At 57.9% G+C, this 21,989-nt stretch carries 19 protein-coding genes; 9 read left to right on the top strand and 10 right to left on the bottom strand.

From position 1 onward, the window contains the following. Positions 1-698 precede the first annotated feature (698 nt). On the bottom strand, positions 699-1,676 hold the full coding sequence (locus P5540_03505) for an endo alpha-1,4 polygalactosaminidase (protein HRT63867.1): 978 nt from the start codon (positions 1,674-1,676) through the stop codon (positions 699-701). A 478-nt stretch (positions 1,677-2,154) separates the two neighbouring features. On the opposite strand from P5540_03505, the gene P5540_03500 reads away from it, so the two are divergent. The 4 genes from P5540_03500 (at position 2,155) to P5540_03485 (ending at position 8,366) form a co-directional block, all read left to right on the top strand. Beyond that, positions 2,155-3,228: a uroporphyrinogen decarboxylase family protein gene (locus P5540_03500; GenBank protein HRT63866.1), complete on the top strand. Its 1,074-nt coding sequence runs from the start codon at positions 2,155-2,157 to the stop codon at positions 3,226-3,228. 15 nt (positions 3,229-3,243) lie between these two features. Beyond that, the gene (pepF, locus tag P5540_03495) at positions 3,244-5,040 is read left to right on the top strand and encodes an oligoendopeptidase F (protein ID HRT63865.1); all 1,797 of its coding nucleotides are present in this window, start codon (positions 3,244-3,246) and stop codon (positions 5,038-5,040) included. A gap of 102 nt (positions 5,041-5,142) precedes the next feature. Then, positions 5,143-6,660 carry a DUF2961 domain-containing protein gene (locus P5540_03490; protein HRT63864.1) on the top strand — a complete coding sequence of 506 codons (1,518 nt, stop codon included), beginning with the start codon at positions 5,143-5,145 and terminating at the stop codon, positions 6,658-6,660. Continuing rightward, the gene (locus P5540_03485; GenBank protein HRT63863.1) at positions 6,657-8,366 is read left to right on the top strand and encodes a hypothetical protein; all 1,710 of its coding nucleotides are present in this window, start codon (positions 6,657-6,659) and stop codon (positions 8,364-8,366) included. Before P5540_03490 ends, P5540_03485 begins: the two co-directional genes overlap by 4 nt. 322 nt (positions 8,367-8,688) lie before the next feature. Here P5540_03485 and P5540_03480 read toward each other — a convergent pair whose 3' ends face one another. Continuing rightward, positions 8,689-8,928 carry a hypothetical protein gene (locus P5540_03480; GenBank protein HRT63862.1) on the bottom strand — a complete coding sequence of 80 codons (240 nt, stop codon included), beginning with the start codon at positions 8,926-8,928 and terminating at the stop codon, positions 8,689-8,691. Positions 8,929-9,070: 142 nt separating this feature from the next. Between P5540_03480 and P5540_03475 the strand changes: the two genes are divergently transcribed. Beyond that, positions 9,071-9,487, top strand: coding sequence for a hypothetical protein (locus P5540_03475; protein ID HRT63861.1), 417 nt, complete (start codon positions 9,071-9,073; stop codon positions 9,485-9,487). Between the two features lie 29 nt (positions 9,488-9,516). Here the strand turns inward: P5540_03475 and P5540_03470 are convergent, their stop codons facing one another. From P5540_03470 to P5540_03445, 6 genes are all read right to left on the bottom strand, one after another. Further along, positions 9,517-9,942, bottom strand: coding sequence for an Rrf2 family transcriptional regulator (locus tag P5540_03470; GenBank protein ID HRT63860.1), 426 nt, complete (start codon positions 9,940-9,942; stop codon positions 9,517-9,519). A gap of 101 nt (positions 9,943-10,043) precedes the next feature. Beyond that, entirely contained in the window at positions 10,044-10,736 is a 693-nt protein-coding gene (locus P5540_03465) for a DUF502 domain-containing protein (GenBank protein ID HRT63859.1), read from the bottom strand. After that, on the bottom strand, positions 10,730-11,353 hold the full coding sequence (locus tag P5540_03460) for a DUF502 domain-containing protein (GenBank protein HRT63858.1): 624 nt from the start codon (positions 11,351-11,353) through the stop codon (positions 10,730-10,732). The genes P5540_03465 and P5540_03460 overlap by 7 nt, the downstream gene beginning before the upstream one ends. A gap of 131 nt (positions 11,354-11,484) precedes the next feature. Continuing rightward, a complete protein-coding gene (locus tag P5540_03455) occupies positions 11,485-11,580 on the bottom strand; it encodes a 30S ribosomal protein THX (GenBank protein HRT63857.1) in 96 nt (31 codons plus the stop codon). Between the two features lie 100 nt (positions 11,581-11,680). Beyond that, positions 11,681-14,326 carry a glycoside hydrolase family 38 C-terminal domain-containing protein gene (locus tag P5540_03450; GenBank protein HRT63856.1) on the bottom strand — a complete coding sequence of 882 codons (2,646 nt, stop codon included), beginning with the start codon at positions 14,324-14,326 and terminating at the stop codon, positions 11,681-11,683. Positions 14,327-14,591: 265 nt separating this feature from the next. Beyond that, a complete protein-coding gene (locus tag P5540_03445) occupies positions 14,592-16,082 on the bottom strand; it encodes an alkaline phosphatase D family protein (protein ID HRT63855.1) in 1,491 nt (496 codons plus the stop codon). Between the two features lie 410 nt (positions 16,083-16,492). On the opposite strand from P5540_03445, the gene P5540_03440 reads away from it, so the two are divergent. The 3 genes from P5540_03440 to P5540_03430 all read left to right on the top strand — a co-directional run bounded on the left by P5540_03440 (position 16,493) and on the right by P5540_03430 (position 19,358). Then, complete coding sequence (locus tag P5540_03440) at positions 16,493-18,238, top strand: glycoside hydrolase family 3 N-terminal domain-containing protein (GenBank protein HRT63854.1); 1,746 nt, start codon at positions 16,493-16,495, stop codon at positions 18,236-18,238. A gap of 15 nt (positions 18,239-18,253) precedes the next feature. After that, positions 18,254-18,442, top strand: coding sequence for a hypothetical protein (locus tag P5540_03435; GenBank protein HRT63853.1), 189 nt, complete (start codon positions 18,254-18,256; stop codon positions 18,440-18,442). 103 nt (positions 18,443-18,545) lie between these two features. Next, a complete protein-coding gene (locus tag P5540_03430; GenBank protein ID HRT63852.1) occupies positions 18,546-19,358 on the top strand; it encodes a flagellin in 813 nt (270 codons plus the stop codon). Positions 19,359-19,369: 11 nt separating this feature from the next. Here the strand turns inward: P5540_03430 and P5540_03425 are convergent, their stop codons facing one another. Continuing rightward, positions 19,370-21,169 (bottom strand): GxGYxYP family putative glycoside hydrolase, encoded by a 1,800-nt coding sequence (locus tag P5540_03425; protein HRT63851.1) that lies wholly within the window; start codon positions 21,167-21,169, stop codon positions 19,370-19,372. Then, positions 21,166-21,513 carry a hypothetical protein gene (locus P5540_03420; GenBank protein HRT63850.1) on the bottom strand — a complete coding sequence of 116 codons (348 nt, stop codon included), beginning with the start codon at positions 21,511-21,513 and terminating at the stop codon, positions 21,166-21,168. The genes P5540_03425 and P5540_03420 overlap by 4 nt, the downstream gene beginning before the upstream one ends. A gap of 261 nt (positions 21,514-21,774) precedes the next feature. Between P5540_03420 and rpmE the strand changes: the two genes are divergently transcribed. Continuing rightward, positions 21,775-21,978 carry a 50S ribosomal protein L31 gene (gene rpmE / locus P5540_03415; GenBank protein HRT63849.1) on the top strand — a complete coding sequence of 68 codons (204 nt, stop codon included), beginning with the start codon at positions 21,775-21,777 and terminating at the stop codon, positions 21,976-21,978. The last annotated feature ends 11 nt before the right edge of the window (positions 21,979-21,989 follow it).

Genomic DNA, 21,989 nt, shown 5'->3' with positions numbered 1-21,989 from the left:
GACACCGGTTTGGGAACGACGGCGCTTACCAGGCCCGAGGACGTGCTGGCCAATGAAATAATCGTGTTCGGAGATTATGTCCGAATAGACGAGCAGACGTGGGCTCCGGGCATTTCGTACCAGGACGCGAGAATATGCAGACTGACCATCCAGGTAGAAGGTCAATTCTTTTACATTGTAGCCCGCCATTGCTGTCCAAAAGAATTGTAAAAAAAACACAAAACCGCAAGGAGCCACGTTTTACCTCTTTATTCCGTTCATCGGTTCGATATCTGCGACTATCTGCGTCATCTGCGGAAAATCACATGATCCACAGATGACGCAGATATACGCAGATGGAAAACAGGGCACGGATATTCGGGCCAGGCGATTCCGAACTCAAATCCGCATGTCAGAGCGGCCCAAAATACGATTGATCGGGAACACTTCTTCTTCATCGCGAAGAAAAGGTGTCCCAAGAACGCTTTCCCGGAAAAAACGTTGTTTATTTACTCAAAATGGCTTTCTACAAGCCGCCATTTGGACAGAGATGGTAGCCCGCGAAGACTTGATAACCTCGAAAAAAGATTCAGGAAGAGACGTCGATCTGGAAGATGTCCGAGTCTTGGAGACACTCCCGTAAGACACGCCAAGATCGTCGTCTTAATCCGCTCGCTGGCTGTGAACTGTTCCCGGAATGGCGGGGACGGCATATTTGATTATCGTGTTTCTTCAAAATACTCGAAGGCGTCTATGATGTCGAGGTAGACACCGTCGAATCCGGCGGCGAGGATGCGGTCGAGGTAGGCGTCCGCGGAGCCGAGTATGACAGCCTGCCAGGCCGGATCCCAATACCGGACTTTATAGTTGCCGGGCCAGTCGGGGTTTTCGGCGGCGATCCATGAGGGGGGGTGACTGCTCCATGCGCTTTGCCAATAATAACGGTAGTCCTCGGCCTCGCCAATGCTCATGTAGGCGACGACGAGACGACGTCCGCCGCCGGCTTTGGTCTTGAGGGATTCGATGTCCGCGCTGGACAGGGTCTCATCCTGGAAGAACAGGTCCATGATGAAGAGGTCGTAATCCGTGGCGCGAAGGGCCGACAGGAACGCGTCCTTTGTCGGATACCCGCCGGGATTGATAAGGTAGAGGAAATTCTTCGCGTCGGCGAGCGTGTTTACATCGTTATTGTGGGCGAGATAGGGCGCGGACGGATAGCCGGGGATGTTGTCCAACTCGCGGTGGTCGGCGGCAAAACCCAGGTATCCGCGCGCGGCATTCGACGCATACGAATTGTCCATCTTGGCGTGGTCCCAGCAGTAATCCGTCACGAGGGGCCGAATCCCGTGCGCGAGGGCCAGTTCAAGAAATCCGAGCAAATAGTCGCGCTCGTTCGCGGGTGTCGCGACGTTGTCGTTCGTGAAACCGTAGAAGAGGTCTTCGCGGCCCACGCCGTCTATCGCGTTCATGTATTCCTGCGCGGGCGGTCCGTCAGACTCGCCGTTCAGGGACAGCAGTTCCTGTCCGTTCTGCGGAATGACGATGAAGTCTGGGGCGATCGTTTTCGCGTGCGCGGAAATGGACTGGACAAACGCTCGCATGTCCTGGCGGAAATCGCGGTCGCCTTCCGGTTCCAGACAGCACCCGGCCAATGCAATCAGTAAAACTCCCGTCGAAAGCGAGAAACTCGTTCGCATGATGTCATCCTCGCGGCAAGACTGCACTACCTTCAATTAGACATCGGACAGCGGAAGAAATCAACCGCCCGCCGGAGCTTGTGGCGGAGAGCGATCCGCCCTGACACGATTATCATTATGCGCACAAGCATGAAAACAAAAGCATTCTCTTGGATTACTCCACAAGCGATTGAAGAGGTTCATAACTTCTTGTTTCGATTACGATTACGAGCACGAACCGAGTCGCGGTCAGATGAATTTTCAAAATAGTTCTACCGGCGGAAGTCCTTTTGCCTCAAATAAAAATCTACTCGGAGTGGGAAGTTTGCAGTTCGCGGTCAAAGTGGGCAAAATAGCGGCTTGCCCGGTCGCCAAGCCTGCGCTTGCTTTTCCATGCAGCGCCGAATTTCAATTCGGTATTTCATGGCCGGTTTTGAAATCGGCGCCGCGTTGTGCGGGGAAGGTTGCGTGCGCAAACAAGCCAGGAGGAATTATGCCGATGACATCCAAGGAACGCGTATTGGCCGCGGTCAACCACCGTCAACCGGACCGCGCGCCTATTCAGGTTTATCTGACGCCGGAAATTCATGCCCGGCTCGTGGAGCATTTCGGCACACCGGACATCCTTCCGATTCTCGGCGTGGATTTCCGGCACGTCGAGCCGCGGTATATCGGCCCGGAACGCCCGATTCCGCCCGGTTGCGACCATGTGGATGAATGGGGCGTCGGGTACAAGACCATTCATTTCACGACCGGCGCCTATGCCGAGGCGCACCATTTGCCGATGGCGCCGCCCGTGACCCTGGAAGAAGTCGAGGCGTTTCCATGGCCGACGGCCGATTTGTTCGACTATTCGGACATCGAGGCGCAATGTGATCAGTTGAAGGATTTCGCGGTTTGTCACGGCAGCGCGGGCATACCGGATATTGTCAACGGCGTCAGCCGGGGACGCGGCATGGAACAGGTCGTCATGGACATCGTGACGGAGGATCCGGTGGGCGTGGCCATCATTGACAAACGCTGCGACGTCTTGTACGAACGGTGCCGCCGGACGCTCGAAGCGGGCAACGGCAAGATTGACATCCTGTGCTTGGGCGAAGATTGCGGCAACCAAGCCGGACCGATGTTTCCGCCGGACGTGTTCCGGCGCTTTTTCTATCCCCGGCTCAAACGTTTTTACGATCTTGCGCATGAATTCGGCGCGAAAGCCATGATGCACTCGTGCGGCAACACGCGGAAATTGATGCCGATATTCATCGAAATGGGCCTGGACATTCTCGACGCGATGCAGCCGGAACCCCCGGGGATGGACGCGGCGGAAATCAAGGCGGAGTTTGGGGACAGGCTTGCCTTTTGCGGCCTTGTCAGCACCCAGGACACGCTGCCTTTCCGGGACGAGGCCGCCTGCCGCGCCGAAGCCCGCCACCGTTTGGAAGTCGTCGGTAAAAATGGCGGATACATCTTCAGTCCGGCCCACTGCATTCAATCCGATACCCCGCTCGAAAATGTGCTGGCCATTTATGAGGAAGCCCTTGGACTCGAAGCGGGGGCGCTGAAAAATTGGAAGAAGTAACCGACAGGAAAGCCGATGAAACATCTGCCGAAACGACATGAAGTGGCCGTAAATGACACATGGGATTTGTCGCCTTTGTTCAAAAGCGACGAGGCGTGGATGCGCGCGTATCGAAAATTGGAACGGCAGATTCCACGGCTCGCCGGTTTCAAGGGCACGCTGGGCCGTTCCGCCCGTTGTCTGCTGGCCTGCCTGGAATTCCAGACACGATTCGAGCGCGAGGCGGAACGCCTAGGCGAGTATGCCGGACTAAAAGCCGCGGAAGACGTTGGAAACAGTCGGTACCAGGGGTTAGTGGCCCGGTACATGCACCTCGCGACGAATGCCAACGAACAGGCCAGTTACATCGCGCCGGAAATCCAGGCCATTCCTGCGGGGCGCATGCGCGAATTTCTCAAGGACAAATGCCTTGCGCCCTATCGCTTTCAACTCAAAAAATTGCTGCGCTACAAGCCCCATATCCTCTCCCACGCGGAAGAGCGGCTGCTGGCGATGCAGGGCGAGGTGATTGAAGCCTTGCCGCGCATCTTCAACCAGTTGAACGACGCCGACCTTTCCTTTGGCGCATGCGAGGACGATCGTGGGAAGAAAGTTCCGCTCACGCAGGGTTCGTTCCGGAGTTTTCTCGAATCGCACCGGCGCAGCATCCGCAAAAAGGCCTTCGATCAATTCTATGCGGAATACGACGCGCATAAAAACACACTGGCGGCCGCCCTTAACGCCTCGGTATTGCAGGATGTATACCAGGCGCGTGTCCGACACTTTCCCTCCGCGCGGGAGGCGGCGCTTTTCGCGGACAACGTTCCGATCGCGGTCTACGACAACTTGATCGAAACGGTGCGCGCCCATTTGGATATTGTCCACCGGTATCTTGCCATTCGGAAAAAGGCGCTAAGGCTTAAATCGCTCCACGTCTACGACACCTACGTGCCGTTGGTGCAGACGGTCACCCGCCGCACCCCCTACGAAAAGGCCGCGCGGACCGTTTGCGAGGCCTTGTCCCCCCTGGGCAAAGAATATGTCCGCCCGCTGGAGGAAGGACTTCTGAAAAAACGCTGGGTGGATCGCTACGAGAACGCCGGCAAGCAAAGCGGCGCTTTTTCAAGCGGAAGTTACGATGGTCTTCCCTACATTCTCCTCAACTACCGGGACGATGTGCTCGATCATGTTTTCACACTCGCACACGAGGCCGGACACTCGATGCACTCGTACCTCAGCGCACGGAGCCAATCCTTCCAGGACTACCGGTACAGCATCTTCGTGGCCGAGGTGGCCTCGACCTTCAACGAACAATTGTTGAACGCGCACCTGCTCGAACAGGCCAAGGATCGCGAAACACGGGCATATCTTGTCAACCGCGAGATTGACGAGATCCGGGGCACGCTGATCCGGCAAACTATGTTCGCCGAATTCGAGCGGAATATCCATGCTGTCGTCGAAAACGGCGAACCGCTGACACTCGAACGGTTTCGTGCGGAATATCGTTCCCTGCTCGACGCGTATTTTGGACCCGAAGTCGTAATTGACGACGCGTTATCGCTTGAATGTTTCCGCATCCCCCATTTCTACAGCGCGTTCTACGTGTACAAGTACGCGACGGGACTCTCGGCGGCCATTGCGCTGTCGCGGGCCGTCCTGCAAGGCGGCGAGGCAGAGCGAAAACGTTATCTGGCCTTTCTTCAATCGGGCGGGTCGCGGTTCCCTCTCGACCAACTGCGCCATGCCGGCGTGGACCTTTCCCGCCCACGGCCCGTCACCGACGCCATGGAACACTTCAGGGCGCTTGTAAACGAACTTGAAACGCTTGTGTGAAAAAACGTATATCAAGGGATGGACGATGTTTTATACCATTCATGCCACCGATTGTGAATGTTGTTTTCACTAATGGACAAGGGGGTAAAGGCAGTGTTCAAAATGTATTGGATGGTTCTGTTTGTGTTGTTTTTTGTGCCGGTCGTTGCCGCCGGAGACGGCGCATCGGCTTTGTTCGACGATCTTGCTACAATGCCGGATTTCACATCGCGCCGCGAAAGCAGCAGCAATGCGGACCTGTACAAGAACGGCGACGCGAAAAACATCGCGCCCGGGCAGACGCTCACACTGGGCGAACTCGAGGGACCGGGCATCATCACGCATATTTGGTGCACGGTTGGTATGAACGATCCGTTCTACGGGCGTTCGCTGGTACTTCGGATCTATTGGGACGGGCTGGACAAGCCCAGCGTCGAAGCGCCCCTGGGCGATTTCTTCGGGGTAGGCCACGGGGCGTGGATCACCTACACCTCGCTGCCCGCGGCGGTCACATCGAACGGACGCGCCCGCACGTGCTACTGGCGGATGCCGTTTCGCAAGAGCGCGCGCGTTACGTTGACGAACGAATCCGAAGATATCGAATGCGATTCCTTCTACTACTATCTGGACTGGCAAAAGAAGGATTCGCTTCCCGAAGACACGACGTATTTTCACGCACAATACCGGCAGGCCACGCCCGCCGAACCCGGCGATTACACGATCCTCGAAACGGACGGCGCCGGACAGTATGTGGGAACCGTGTATTCCGTCCATCAGATGGAAAACGGCTGGTTCGGTGAGGGGGACGACCGCTTCTACATTGACGGCGAGGAAACGCCCTCGCTACGCGGAACCGGCACGGAAGACTATTTCAACGACGCATGGGGTTTCCGGCCCTTCTCGACGCCCTATTACGGCGTTCCGCTGTTCGAGGGTTATTTCGCCGGGGACCGCGTCACGGCGTATCGGTGGCATTTGATCGATCCTGTGGCTTTCAAGAAATCGCTCAAGGTCACCATCGAGCATCGGGGCAGTATTTTCACGGACGACCTTTTGGAACTGGGCGGTTTTCTCGAGCGGTCGGACTGGATTAGTTCGGTCGCGTTCTGGTATCAGCGACCACCCGCTGGCCTTGATCGCCCTTGGCCTTCCGCAAGGGATCGCCTTCCCCCCTACAAAACCATCGAAACCCATGCGCTCGAAGTCCGCGGAACGCCGTCTCAACTTCTTCTCAAGGAGAAAGACGGCGTCATGTACATGCCCGCACAAGGCGACGGCGCCATCGAACTCGACTTTGAAGTGGCCGAAAAGGGCGTTTACACACTGCAAGCGATAATGCTTTACTCGCTTATAGGCAGCGTCTACCAGCCGATGATTGACGGCAAAGCCTTTGGCGGACCAATTGATTTCAATTCGGTTGGAATGGACCGCTTGCCGGTATCGCTCGACCGGCACACCCTTGAGGCGGGCAAGCATACGTTGCGTTTCGAAGGCCGGGGATCATCGCCCAACATGCGCGCCGGCACAAAACCTCTTTTCGCCCTCGGCATATCCCATCTGATCCTGCTGCGCCTCGAGGACATGAAAGGGTTTCGTGTGGAGATGGAAAAAGCCCTCGCGGAAAAGGCCGGCATCAAGTGATTGCGGCCCTCGTGGGACTCCTGTGCGCCGTCGTCCCGGAGGAACGGGAAGCGTCGTTCGATATCTGGGATTGGACCGCGCCCTGCCAGGATCTGGCCCTATTCGAAACATGGACCGCGGATCTCGTTGCGATGGGATTCAATCGCATCGAGATTTCCGTTCCTTGGAAACATGTCGAGCCACGACGGGGCCAATACGAGATCAAATGGCTTTCTGAACGCCTCGCCGTCTGCAAGCGCCACGGCGCCGGCATGCGGTTGCGCATCAACAGTTACTATGGCGGCGCCACACCCGACTGGTACGACGGCGACACATGGGTCGCGGCGGACGGATCGCCCGTGCCGCAGAAACCGCCGTCCATTATGGATGAGCGCTTCTGGAGTCGCTTCGCTCCTCTTTGCACAACGCTTGCCCGGGCATGCGCCGGCGAGGACGTCTATTTCAGCCCGTTCATCGGCATCCATGCGGAACTGAAATGGTCGGAGTGGTGGAGTTACGATCCTTCGACGCTGGCCGCGTGGCGCAAGGCGATTGCATCGCCCCGCCCCGCTTGGCTGCGCGACGTGGTCGAGCGCAACACGCCTCTCCCCGAAAAACCGCCGGTTCCGGGGCCAACCCAAGGCGTTCCCGACCGCAATCCGGCAAACCGCGCATGGATTGCATTTCGCGAACAGTGCTGGCGCGAAGCCGTAGAACGGTTTGCCGCGGCCGTTCGTGCGGGCGATCCGAAAGCGCGCTTGTCGGCGCCGTTGGGCGAAAGTTACCGGAAAGAAAGCGCAGCGATGTCCAATCTCGACTATTGGGGCTTGTCGCGCGGCATGGATCAGATTGTTCATTCCTACGATTTCTTCTGGCATGTCAAGGATGATGCCTGGACCGCGGCCACGGCGGTGGACAGTTTTCGCGGCATCGCGCAACGGCCCGTTCAATTCGAATTCGATGCCTATCAGTCCACGATTGGGCTTGGATACAGCCACGGCCAACTTCTGGCGATCGGCCGGCAGGCCGCACAAGCCGGCGCTGGATTGAAAGTCGCCAACTACTCGTACAATGCAGAAATGCCCTCTACTTTTCCCTTGTTGCGGGACTTGGTCTCTGTATTCGCCGAACACGGGGAGAATGTACCGCACGGCACGAACCGATTGGTATCCCGTAAAGACACGGTCCTTCTGTTTTTATCAAAGTGGACCCATTATTCATACCGCGAAGCAAACCAATGGGTTCACGACGCCCAATTTGGTGTATACAAGTTGTTTCGCGATCTTGAAATTCCCGTTCGCATCGTGAATGAAGATAATCTTTCCGAAGACCTATCGGGCTACCGGCTGTTGTTCAAAGCCTTCAGTCCGCGGGCCTTGCTGCCCCAAAGCGCCCAGGAACGCCTTGATCGCCATCCCATGCCGGTCATTGCGGATTTGGAAGGGATTCCTCCGCTGTACGCCGAATCTGCCCCTTTGCCGGCGGAAGGCATCGCCCGCCTGAACGTTGCACCGGCCAATGGCCCCATAGGCCCCACGGATCTCGCATCCATGGGAAACGGTTATGCCTTTGCACTGAACACGGCCCACCATAAACTGGCGGCGCACAAGCCCGGTTCCGTCATTCTCGGATATCCGATAGGACTGCTTTACTTGCGCGACAGCGAACCGCGAGCCCATCGGGAAATGATCCGGTGGGCCATGGAACGCGCGGGGACTTCCCGATAGGCAGGCCCCGTCAAGGAAGCAGGCGGCGAATTTCCTGTTCGACCGCTTCCGCCACGACATCCGGCCGGGTTGGGATGGACAGGGTCCAGATACAGCGACTCTTCCGCACCCACAAACGCCTCGTACAGGTTGATCAGCGAAGCGCCGATTTCCCGGCAGGTTTCCATCAGCGTCGGCTTATAGTGCTCGGGCGCCGGTTTCCGTTGAGGAACCTGCTGTTCCTCTGGCCAGCGCAGAAAAACGATCGGGATCCCGCAGGCGCAAGCAGCGGATTGCGCAAACCCTGCTCATTCGTGGACAGTATAAAATGGACGTCACAATTCTAACAGCGTCCCTTTATCTCGTAATTCTCCAGATTCGGTCTCAGCAGCCAGCAAATACCCGGACCGCTGACATGTACCCGGTCCAAGGCCGACATGTCGTGCGCCTTGAGAGGCGCCGGGCCATCCTGCCTCGCCGCCTGTTGCCGGCGGGCTTGCCAGTTCAGAGTCCTATGCGCATCCGCTTCCAATACGGCGGCCGCCAGAATGACGGCGGCAACGGCCAACACGTCGGCAAACAAGACTCTTCACTTCCAGGATCGCTTTTGTTATAATCCGCCCGCTTTGACAGGTTGAGTTGGATAGCGTTACCGCAAATTACCCATGAAAGGGACGATTTCAATGGCGGTGAAATATCATTGTCGGAAATGTGGAAAACGTTTTTTGGACTGGGGCGCCGAGAAACTGGGATATAAGTGCCCGGAATGCGGCGACGAGGAACTGGTGCGTCTGGGCGCGGGTGACGACAAGGCCGTCCGGAAACCCTCACTCAAGCGCAAGCCCCGGCGCCTTATGCCATCCACCGCCCCAGACGAGGCGAACCTCCTCGGCGAAGATTTGGATGAAATCGAACCGGAAGAAACGATCGTCGAAACCACCGATTCCATCTTTCTCGATGCAGATGACGATGATACGCGCACGGACGTGGCCATCGAGGAAGTTATCGTGCCCGACGACCTTGCCGAAGAAGAACCCACCGATGTCGAAGTGGTAGACGATCTTGGCTTCGATGCCGGTACACAAGTTGAAGTGGAAGTGGACGAAGCGCCGATGGCCGATGCCGACGATTGGTCCAAGTAAGATTATCCAATTGGAATATTGAATAAGCCTTATTCTGACAACGGAGGCAAAGACTTGGGTTCGGAGACCAGATCCGCCGCCGTGGTCGCCTGAAGAAAACGAAGCACTTCGTTGCGCACAGGTTCCCACTTGGCGTCCAGTACGCAGAGACCTTCTTCCGGGCATCCTTTTTTCCCCAGCATGCACTCCGTCCACCGTCGGAAATTTTCGAATGGCTCGAGGGCCTCGTAAAGCGTCACCTCATGCGCGGGGTGGGCCAGGCGAACCCCCCCTCGCACGCCTTTTTGCGAGAGAATGATGCGTTCGCGCGCAAGGATATGGAGTAATTTGCCCAAGTAGTTGACTGGCGCATCTATTTCCTTCGCCAGCACCGCCGTCCCCAACCAACTGTCTTCCGGAACTTTGGCCAATTCCGCCAACGCCCGGATCACGTACAAACCCGTCTTCGAAATCATGCATTCCCGACTTTCAACCGGCATCCCCGGCACTTCAAGGACGTGTTTTATACACGACACCGGTACAGAAAATCAAAGTCTGGCACGGGTTTCAGAAACAATCAACCCTTCTGGCGGGAAAGGGCCGGTTCACTGGGCGCCACGGGTTTCAATGCAAGCGATCGCGGGGCAATGATGCCCAAGGACACAATGAACTTGATGGCGTCTTCAACCGAGAGTTTACAGTATCGGGCATCGCCAAGCGCCACCATCTGCACAAATCCCACAGTCATGTTGGGGACGGTCGGCACGAAAACCTTCAGGTATTCGTTTCCATCGGGTAGCCGTATGCGGCCGGTCACGAATCCGACAGCCTTCATGCCGTGTATGGGATAATCAATCAGGACGACTTCCCGGCCTTGCCCTCTTCTGTCATCGCTGGGGGCAAGCCCCTCGATGACCTGTTTTGACGCGATATAGACCGTTTTCACAACCGGAATGCGTTGGATGATTATTTCGGTGAGGGAGAGTAGTTTGCGGCCCAGCACGAAATTGGTCACGAATCCCACCCCGTAAAGCGCCAAGAAGAAGATCAGTACGGATATGGCCACGACCGTGTACGGTTTCATGGGGCCGGCCCATCGAAGGATGTATGGCGACAGTTTGCCCGCAGTGAGATCGTAAAGAAAACCCAAGGCGAAAACGGTGATGCCCAACGGCACGATGACCAATAGTCCCGATACGATCCGCGTGCGCATGTCGTGCCGAAACCGTTGCCACATGTTTTTCTCTTGCCGGCGTCTCTTGCCTAGCATGCCGAATCTCCCCGAGCGCCTGAAGACTCGTCGTCAATGGTTTCCGGCGCCAGAATGCCGCCCGACATAAGGATTTTTACCCCATCCTCGACAGAAAAACCGGTCAGACGTACGAGCGAAGGGTCCATGATCTCGAAGTACCCGCTGGTCGGATTGGGTGTGGTTGGCACGAATACCTTAAAAAATTCGCGCCCTTCGATCTCGATCGTCCCTGTCACGAAGGCAAGCGAATAGACGCCGCGGCGGGGAAACTCGACCAGCGCCACCGACTTGAAACCGTCCCCGTCGCTCTGCGACAACAAGGTTTCGACGATTTGCTTCGAGGCGCCATAAACGCCCTTGACCAAGGGTATGCGTCGGATGATGGATTCCGCAAGGGCTATCAAGCGCCGGCCTACCACCACCGCCGTGACAAGCCCGACCCCATAGAGGACGATAAACAACAACAGGATCGAAAAAGCGGCGGTTAGATAGGCCGGCCATTCCTCGGTAACCCGATTCACCGCAGGAGTAAGACGGCCGGCCGTGAGGCGATAAAACAACTGGATGACATACGCCGAAATGCCCAGTGGCACGATGACCGCCATCCCGGAAATCAGGTTCGCGCGAATGCGCAACCAGATTCGCTCCCAAACGGGCTTCTTACGCGATTTTCTTCTTCGTGCCATGAAAACTTGGGCCGGCGTTTCACCGGGTCGGCGCTATTCCCGCAGCCAACCCTTGTTCCCGCGCCACGCGCACACGCGGATCAGGTTTTGGATTTCTTTGTCTTCTTGGGGCGCGTATTGCCGTAACTGCCGTGCCAGATTTTGCCTCTCTTCGTGCGTCTATCGCCTTTGCCCATTGCATTTCTCTCCATTGCCTTCAAATAAATTATTGGCTGAATGAGGGGATCATAACTTTTCACATACCATACAGACAACCCCCCTCATCATCCACGCCAGTTAGGCCAGGCATAACCGCACGGTCGCCAGTCCACGCGACGGAACGCCCACCGCCACCGAGCCATCCCGGCCAGGCTTGAGGGGTTCCAAGTGTTCCTCATTCAGGTTGCACAGCGACGCTTCAGCGACCGCGCGTTCGCAGACGATCACGGCCTTTGCCTTGCCTTCCGACGGATTCCACAAGCGCACGACAATCCCCCTGCCATCGAACGCCGGTTTGATCGCCGTGGCGACAGCCTTGAGGGATTCGACGCGCAGGAACGAACGCGGCGCGGGTAATTCCGCCGCCGAATGCGTTCGCACGCCGGCCTGCGCGCACGCGACGAGTCGAAGTGCTTCCGGCGCGTCGAATACGCCCGCAAAGGGATACAGCAAGTACTCGAATTCCAACGGCCCAAGCAGTTCGCCGTCCGGTTCGCCGGGCGTGCCGACCGTCTTGAATGTCGAACGGAACAACGTCAGCGCGAGGGATCGGTCGGGCGTTTCCGCGGCCTCGTATTCATGCAGACCAAACGGCGCCAATACAGCCAGACCGCCTGTTTCTGTTTTTACGCCAAAAAAGGACGTGAACGCTTTTTCGGGATTGACACGTTCCTGCCACGCCGCGGATTCCGGCGGCGCCGCGACCGGCCGCTCGACCACGGCAAACGGCGTTTCCGCAAACGACACGTCCGTATCGAGATGCGTTGGAAACAATACACGGAACCGATGGTCCATGCACGTGTTTTCGATCCGCGTCCGCACGCGGACACACGAAGCGCCTTTTTCGACATAAATCCGGTCGGTAACGCGCAATTCGACGCGTTCGCCGGAACGGCGATAGATTCCGCGTTCCATCATGCGCGGCAGTTCGAACACGCGCTCGGCGCGAAACACGGTGCGCAAGGCGCCATCCTCGTCAACGGCCGTTGTCACGCGCGATCCCGGACTGCGGAAGATTATGTCGTCAATCAGCCGCCCACGGGTCCAGCCATCGCCCGAATCACCGCAATCCTCGTAGAGGAACAGGCCGTCGAAGGCAACGCCGCTGGCCTCATGCGTCAAGCAGGCCAAGCCGTTCGGGTGCAAGGTAAAGCCGACAAGGCCCGTGGAAGCAGACAACACGCCCGTCATGCACGAACCGGCATTGCGCGTTCCTTCATCGGTCGGCTCCACGCAAAACCCCGCATAACCGCACGGCGGAAGCGTCATCTCGACGGCAAGATGGTACACGTCTCCCCCATGCGTGGCCTTGCGTCCCATGGAATTGATCGCCTTGAGTTCGACGCCTCGTTCGATACGGGACAGTTGGAACGGAATGCGCCCTCCATCCGCATCCACAAGCGCGAACTTGTTGCAGATTTCAGCCGTTGCGAGACCGTCAACGTACTTTTTCGGCCAGTCCGCGCGAAACGGCACCGCGACCTCGAACACGCCCGATCGCGCGAACGGCAACGGATTGTGGACGACAACGTTCGGCCACGCATCGGGAGCATCGGACGCCTGCCCGACAAGGGCCATCGCGCGGCGCAAGACACCATCGCCGATCAACTCGCACTGATCGAACCGGTATTGCATGTCCCGGTGAACCTGATCGATGCTGCACCCGCCGATTGAATCGTGCGGATGGTTCCGGAGGAGATACTCCCAGGCCTTGTCCACGTAGCGCATGATCGGCACGCAGCCCGCCATCGCCTGGAACGCGGCGTACGGTTCCACCCATTTTTCCAACAGCGCCTGACATCGATCGTTGCGTTCCTTGATTGGATAACGCGACGAAAGGACATGCACGATAAGATATTGGCCGCCGCGGTCCGCCGCGCGCGCCGGTTCGCGCAACTCGCCCGTGCGCTCCGGCAACTGCGCTTCGTGCGCAAGCATTTCTCGCCCGTACTCTTCAAGCGTCGTCCATGAAAACTCGACATCCGGGAAACGTTTTTTCAGTTCGTCCAGCAACCACGGCATTTTTGGATCGGGCCGCTGATGATCGATCGCGTCGAGCAATAAGACGATCGGCGCCTGCGCCCGTTCGGATTCGGACTTGAAATACGGTTCGAAATACCCGGCAATGGCTTCTGTGGGATATTCCTCCCGCTTGAGCCGGCCGCGCACGGCGAAATCAAAGGGGCCATAACTGCCGCAGTCGCGCAGTTTGTTCGTGACCATCCGGCTGCCATCCGGTCCAATCCACACAAAATGCGCCGGATAATTCTCGTCCTGCGTCCCGCGCCAGCAGATCCCCGCGCGAAGGCCGAAGCCGTTCATGATCGTCGGCAACGCGGCAATATGGCCGAACTGATCCGGCGTGTAGGCAAACCGCATCGGCTCGAAACCGAGCGACCGGCACACACGCATGCCCATGGCCAGATTGCGGACATAACTTTCGCCCGAAATCAGCCATTCATCCGGAAGGTCGTACCACGGGCCCGCCAAAAGCCGCTTCGACTTCAGAAACGACACGAGGCGATCGCGGCGTTCGGGACGGATTTCGAGATAGTCCTGCAAGACCACCGCCTGCCCGTCGAGATGAAAACATTTGTACTCCGGATCGCGATCCATCAAATCCATTAGTTCGTCAATCAACTCGACGAGCCACATCCGAAATTCCTGAAACGGCTCGTACCACTCGCGATCCCAATGCGTTCCGACACAATACACAGCCTTCATGCATCCGCTCCCTGCCGCTCCCGCGCGGCGAATTTGATTCCGGGAAGTCTAAAGATCTCCTTGTCTGCTTTCTACTTTCCTACAATCAGGAAAACAAGACGCGAGCGTAGAGGCTTGCACGCAGACGCTTCAAGTACTCTAAAAAACCAGCCGTCCAAGATGAAGGGAGGGGCTTTCAGTCTGAGCATTTCGGATTGAATGCGATGATTTGGCATTTGTCCGCCATTCACAACGCACAGACCGATAGCCGGATCATTCCCTGCATCTATGGCGCATTGCCGGGAGTCAATTGGCGGCGGGTCAAGGTCAGATTATACAGTTCCTCGCCATCCTCTTGGATCAACCGAAAAGCAACTTCGGGATCCGCAACGGTGGCATCGAAATTGAACTCGCCGAATGCGTATTGGCCCTCGATGCCGTACAACTGGGTGGTCCATTCGGGATCGGTCACGGGCGGGCCGGTTCGGGCGCCGAGGCAGGCAGCTCCGAACTCATAGAAGGCGAACCCTCCTGGCCGCGGAATTCGGAATCCACGGGCGCCGTGCCGATCGCCGGATATCAACAGCACGCCGCCAATGTGATTTTTCTCAATGAGTCTAAAGATGCGTTCTCGCCCTTCGGGGTCCCAACGCCCCCAGGAATCCTTGCCGGCGGAGACATAGTCACTCCACATGGTGCCGCAGGACAAAATGATGAAGGGACCTTGGCAATCGAGCAACTGATCCTCAAGCCATTGCATTTGCTCCTCACCCAGAAAGGAACCTTTCTGCCCTGTTCGGAAGTACCTGTTGTCGAGCATGACGATGTCGCAAGGCCCGATGCGTGTACGAAAAAAAACGCCGCCCCGATCATCGGGGAATCCATAAGCGGGGTTGTTCCAGGCTTGCTCAAACACGCGGCGAACCCCCGCCCGGTCCTTGCCGGTGAACCCCGGAGGGATGCCGGCCTTGTCGTTGTCGAAATAGTCATGGTCGTCCCACGTGGCATACACGGGGATTGAGGCAACGAGGCTCCGCCATGCCGGATGGCAATCGCGCAGCAGGTAATCGGCCCGGTGCAGTCCGAGGTGATTGTTTCTGTCCTGCACGGCAATGTCGCCCATCAACAACAACGCGGCGGGATTCCGGCCGCGGATACGGTCGGCCAGAACGTGGTTGCCCAATCCCCAACGGTGAAAACAACTGCCGAAGGCGATTCGTACCCTGCCGGTTCTTGAAGATTCCGGCGCGGTACGGATGGCGGCATCACCCGGAACGGCAATCGGCATGCCATCAATGAGTACCCGGTAAGGGCATCGGGTGTTCGGCGGGAGGCCGGTCACCGGCACAATCGCCGTCAAATCGGACGCATCCGACGTCGTTACGGGGCCAAAAGATTTTTCTTCTCCATTTACAGTGGCACGGACTTCCACCTTCGCCGGTTGCGCGGTCCGCACCCAAATTGTTGCACCATCCGGCGTAACCGATCCCAGCATGGGGCCGCCGAAGTGTAAAATGGCGTTTTCGCTGCAAAGACGGCGTATCCCCGGATCACGCGCGACATCCGCAAAGCTCGCTTGCGGATCCGAAGCCAGCACGGCATAGGCGGCCGAGTACAGTTGCCGCATCGTTTCCGGCTGTTCTCCAAAGAGGTTCAAAATGGAAAGATTGCCCTGCAGGTCCCCGTTGGTTGTTCCTGTTTTTGGCTGGGCTTGAACAGACTGCGCAAGCAGAATGAACACAGCCATCCAGGCGGCGAATAAAGATGCTTTCTTCACGGTTTCTCCTCTTTATCAGAAGGCGCTGGAATCACAACCGTTTGATCCCATAGTCGGCCACTCCGTTTCTTTCGGCCTGTTCGGGGCATAAAACAGAATGGAGTGCATCGGCAAAATCAAGGCCGCTTTTCGTCAGCACACTGCCGTAAGGCCATCTTAGCAAAAAAAGGGAGAACACGGGCAAATCCAACTTTATCGGAGCGTACACGGTTCCTCGTGCTTGGTCGGTTCCCCCCATGCAATAACAAGACGGCGGAAGTTCCCGGATGGGTTTGGGCATCCATCCGGGTGTCGCGGGATTGTGCAGGAATTTGTTTGCAAGGGTACAGCCCCAAGGCCTTTGCTATGCTATAATCACGCGGTAAATCGGCGTGGTGGAAATTGCAACCAATAAATTGGGAACGGGGACGATGAGTGATATTTATGTGCGGAGGCGCGGCAGGCGCCCATCGGGCATGTTGCTGATTACTTTTGTGCTCGGTGTTGCGGTGGGTTTTTCGTCGGCGTTTGTATTGATGGCTGTGAAATCCAGCCATGCCCCGGAAGCGACTCCGGCAACCGTTGTCCAAAAACCGGAACCGCCCGCCCCGTCCGAACCCGCACCGGAAGCGGCCGCGAACACGCCGGCACAGACCGCCGAACCGTTACCGCCCGCCCCGGAAAAAACGGAACCGATAGCCACGAAACCGGTTCCCGGCCCCGACGATTTGTGGCCGGGTCATTTCCTGTTCATCGCCATCGAGGGAACGTCGTTGGACAACTCGACAAAGGTTTTGTTGAAGGAAATCCGTCCGGCAGGAATAGTCTTGCGCGAGTCGAACATGGTTGACGGGGTTCAGACGTCTTCACTGGTTGCCGATATCAAGCGCGAAAGCGGTTTTGGCGATACCTTGGCCGATTGGCCCCTGATAGCCGTCGAACAGGAAGGGGGAAATCTTAATCCGCTCAAAATGGATCCCGCGCCGACTGCGGCTGAATTGGGTAAAAACAAGGATATCAAGGGTGCGCGCGAGTTTGGAAAAGCCTGTGCAGCGGCCGCCCTTTCACGCGGCATCGGCATACTGCTTTCGCCGGTGCTCGACGTGGCGCCCGTTGAAGTCGCTTCTTCCGTTGCGGACAGCCGCACCTACGGCACGGATCAGGAACAGGTGGCCCTGTTGGGTCTTGCGTTTGCGGATGGCATTTCGGCCGGGGGCGCGATACCCGTGGCCAAGATCTACCCGGGCGCCGGCGCGATGCGCAAGATTGACAATGAGGATCGCCTCGTTCTCGAATATGAAGTATCTCGTCTGGCCGAACTCATGTACCCGTTCGACGAGGCGGCCCGTCAAGGCATTGCCGGCATTCTGGCCGGTCATGCCGCCGTTCCCGCGCTGGACGAACAGTTTCCCAAGCGCCCCGCGTCCATTTCCCCGGTGCTGGTGCGCAAGGTATTGCGTGAACACTGGAATTTTCCGAATGTTATTCTCGCGGACAATATGGCCTCGTCCATTATCGAACGATCACGGCCCGCCGATCGGGCGGTTGTCGAAGCGCTCATGGCCGGCTGTGACGCCGTCCTGTTTCTCGACGCGCGTCCCGATCGCATTCGCGCGGCGGCCAATGCCATCCATGAAGCCATCGAGACCAGCGCGCTGTCCCGCGATGAACTCGCCAAGAGCCGCGACCGGCTTCGCCAATGGCAGGATCGTCTTCGTTCAACCGAAATCCCGGCGGCCCCGCCATCCGTCGAACCGGCTCCGGTTTCCCCGGCTCCTGCCCCCCCACCGGTAACCGGGAACGCCTCTGATGCGCCAAGCGGCGAAAAAATAATGCACGTCGTCGAGAAGGGCGAAACCCTTGAAAAGATCGCTCGGCGTTACGGCGTCAAGGCCAAGGATTTGGCGGCATGGAACAATCTCGATGGCAATGTGATCAAAACAGGCCAGAAATTGGTCATTTACAAGGGAGAACCGACGTCTCTTCCGCCGCCGGTGGTGGATGCCGCGCCGGCGGAAGAAACCATCGAACATCTGGTGCTGCCGGGCCAGACGCTTCAAAAGATTGCCGTGCAGTATGGCACAACGGTCAAGAAACTGTTGGAGTTAAACAAAATGGATAAAAGCGATCCGCTGTTGGCCGATAAAAAGATCCGGGTGCCGAAACCCGGGGAATGAAGGGAGTCCGCCGCCATGTATGTGTTTGCCCCTCTTTCGATCGATCAAATTCAACGGGTTCAGGAATTTGAGCGGGCCGAAGGCATCCGCCTGCTTGCTCTGAAGGAAGTCCAAGTCGAACCGGAACTTCTTCCGGCGGACAAACTCATGGCTCTCAACGAATTGGAGAAAAATCTCGGCGTTTGCCTGCTTGCCGTGCGATGAATGGTTCACGGATTGATGGTATACTGAAGCCAGAAGGGTTGACACGTGGCCGCTTCAGGAAATGGAACGGGCAGGCATGGGCCATTGAACGGAGGTTGTCGTCATGGGACTTGAAATCAACTCGCTGAATCGCGCATTGGGCACGCAGCGCATGCTGGCGGATGCGGCCGCCAAGATGCAACGCAAGCAGGCACAACTTGCCGGCGGCCTGCGAATAACCGGCGCCAAAGACGACGCCGCGGGTCTCGCCATCGCCGAAACCTTTCGCGCACGAATACTTCAATACACGCAGGAAGCCAACAACCTGCAAACGGGCATCAATGTCGTTCAAACCGCCGACGCGGCCCTCGGAACGCAGCAGGAAGCCGTCGGACGCATTCGCGAACTGGCCTTGCAGGCCGCCAACGGCGCCTTGACCGATGAGCAGCGCAGCGCCCTCAACCAAGAGGCGCAAGCCCTTCTCGGACAAATTGAGGACACCGCCCGGAACACCGAGTTCAACGGAACCCGGTTGCTCGACGGCTCCACGGGGCCGATTGCCGTCGGAACGGAAGGCGGCGAACAAATCGTCATCAACGCCGGCACGACAAACGCGCTGGGACTGAACGGCCTTGATCTTTCAACTCAAACCGGCGCGGCCGACGCGCTGGAACGACTCGACAACGCGGCAACCGCCCTCGACCGGAACCGTGCCAGCCTCGGCGCGCAGCAAAACCGTTTTGAACAGGCCCTTGCCGTCCGCGGCACAGCCGCACAAAACATGCAGGCGTCCGAATCGCTCATTCGCGACTTGGACATCGCCGGCGCCGTAATCGAACAGACGCGCAACCAGATGCGCCTCATGCAAGGGACATTCGCGCAAATTCAGGGCAACATCTTGCCTCAAGCCGCCGCCCAACTACTGGGCGCGCGTTGAAAATGTTGCCCTCACGGCTTGCCGTGTACAAGATGTAGCGTTTCGACGAGCGCGGAGGGGGTGACGACGCGTATGTTGGGGGAAAGGTGGCGGGCGGCCCATACGGCAGGCAGGTAGCCGCGTGCGGCAGGGTCCGGCTGCATGTCCTTGGGATCGGTTTCCTCGGTCTGCAAGGGCGCGTTGAATTCCGCTTCTTGGAACCATGACCACGCATGGACAATCACCCATGCGAAGCGGTCGTCTTCATTTTTGATCGGCTGCGCCGCCCATTCATTCAACAGACGCGCCACACGATTCGGCGTGCCTTCCCGCGGAAATTCGCCGCGTCCGGCCCATATCGCGTTGCGAGCGGCCATCACGGGCAGGCCGTTGACCCATCGGATGGCTCCGCCGCCGCCCGTATACGGCGCGTACTGGATGACGAACAGACCGCGCAGGTTCGGCATCTCGCGCGCGTAGGTTTCATAGGCGCGCGTCGCTTCCGGCGAATCCCATTGCTGCACGTTGACCATCAGCAGGTTGAGGCCACACGCGTTCATATATTTCGCCGTGCGCCGCGCCTGCATCGCGAGCCAATCCGCGCCCGGACGTTTCCGGCCAAACCAGTCGGGATAGTAGTATCCGCCGCCCAGCAGCACGAAATCATCCTTCGGCGTGGCCGTGTCGCGCAGGTAATCGAGCGTGTACGGGCAGAGTTGCAACAGGTCCATCGCGCATATCGTCCAGCCGAACGGGATCGTGCCGCGAGCCGGGCTTGCCCAATACTGTTGCGCTTCTTCGCCTTTGCAGAAATTCAACATCAGCCATTGCACATTGTCGCCGTCGCTCAGAATGAACGACACGTACCGGGCAGTATCGTCCGGCGCCGCATTCCGGTCCGCCGGGGACGTGAATGGCTTGAATCCATAGTCGAGGCCGGTCTCCCCGCTGGACAATAGCGGCAGGTTGGCGCACCAGTTCGTCGCCGTCTGAAACGAGGCGTACTCGCTGGCGGGACCTGTCTGCGCGTCTTCAAGGCCGATCCCCCAGCCCAGCAACGGCGAACCGGGACGCAGCCGTTCAAGCATTCGTTCATACAACGGCCCCGTCTCGCCAATCACCGGCGCGCGCAGGGCCACGATGGCGTCCCGATTCACGCCGCTCTTCGGATCCTGCCGGCCCAGGACCGACCGCGACAACCGCCCGCTATATGTCTCGAACAACCATGCTTCATCCTTCCCGCGCGCGTCCAGCAACAACGGCAATCCATGCGCCTTGGCATCCGCCTCGATGGATTCCTCGACGGCCACCCCGCCCCACACCGCGCACAGCGATGTTGCGACATTGACGGACGTGTCCGACGGCGTTCCTTCATACAGCGGGCGATCGCCCGGTTCGCGGCGATACAGGATGTATCCCTTTACAATGCCCTGTTCACGATAACGGTCAACCAAATCCCATGTTGAAAGGACGCGTTTTTCGCACGGCACGCCGGTTCGGGCGAGATATGCAGCGAGCCACGTGTCGTAGGAAGGACTGTTCGTCAGACCAATCCACACCATCTCGCCCGAATGATTGCACCGGGTATCATGGGCCACAAGACCGCTTACGGTATTCAGGACGACGCGCACCGCCTCGTTGACCCCGTTGTGCGATTCGCCCAAAACCACCCGATCCGGCAAGGGAAAGGCCGGCCAATAGCGAGCCGGCAGATCCATTATAGTTTGTGCTTCGGAACCCATTCCCGCGGCACATAACGCAAACGCCGCAAGCAACAAGGCTTTACATCGCCAAAGTTCCGTCAGTCCCGGGCCTTCCATCTTCAACCTCATTCTTTCCCTTTCCCGAGCGACCGCAGAAATGCGTCTATGTCAATCTCGTCTCCGCCGCCGCCCTGTTCGGGATGAAAACGCAGGGGAGTTCGAATAAACACCCGCTGGCAGGAAGGGCACAAGTCCAATTGCAGGTGCTTGTAGACCGATTCCTCGATCTCCTGGATGGGACGGTGCTTCAGCCGATTAATCAACGCCAGCATTTCCGCGCGGTGGTCCCGCACGAGATCCGCCAAACCAATCTCGATCGTGTCGTAGGCCGCTTTTACATCCACCTCGACCCTATACCGTAGCGCATCCTTTGGGATTTCCCTGCCGCATCCATCGCACCGGTACGTCACCATGGTTTTTCTCCTTGCCTTCGCCCTGATCCGCCGCATGGCGGACAGGCCCGCCGCCATCAAGACTACTTGCGCGTCAACAATCCGTTCAAATCGGATCGCCGCCAACGGAAATGGATACGTTTGCCTGCGGCTTGTCACGAGGCAAATTTGCGCGCAAGGATGCCTGTATGCTAGGCTTTCACTTCATTGCAACGAAATTCCCCGCAAACCCACGGTATAACCCGATCCGGTGCGTTTTGCGGGATGTGAAAGGAGAAACTGGTGAAAAAGGGCATTCATCCCGACTACGGTCCGGCACGGGTTACATGCGCGTGTGGCAATACGTTTGAAACCCGTTCGACGAAGAAGACCATCAATGTGGAAATTTGTTCGTCCTGCCACCCGTTCTTCACAGGCAAGCAGAAGTTTGTGGACAGCGAAGGCCGCGTCGAACGATTCCAGAAAAAGTACGCCAAGAAAAGCTGATAGTACAGCAT

Source organism: Candidatus Hydrogenedentota bacterium, assembly GCA_035450225.1.
Classification (GTDB): Bacteria; Hydrogenedentota; Hydrogenedentia; order Hydrogenedentales; family SLHB01; genus DSVR01.
This window is presented reverse-complemented; position numbering and strand designations above follow the sequence as displayed.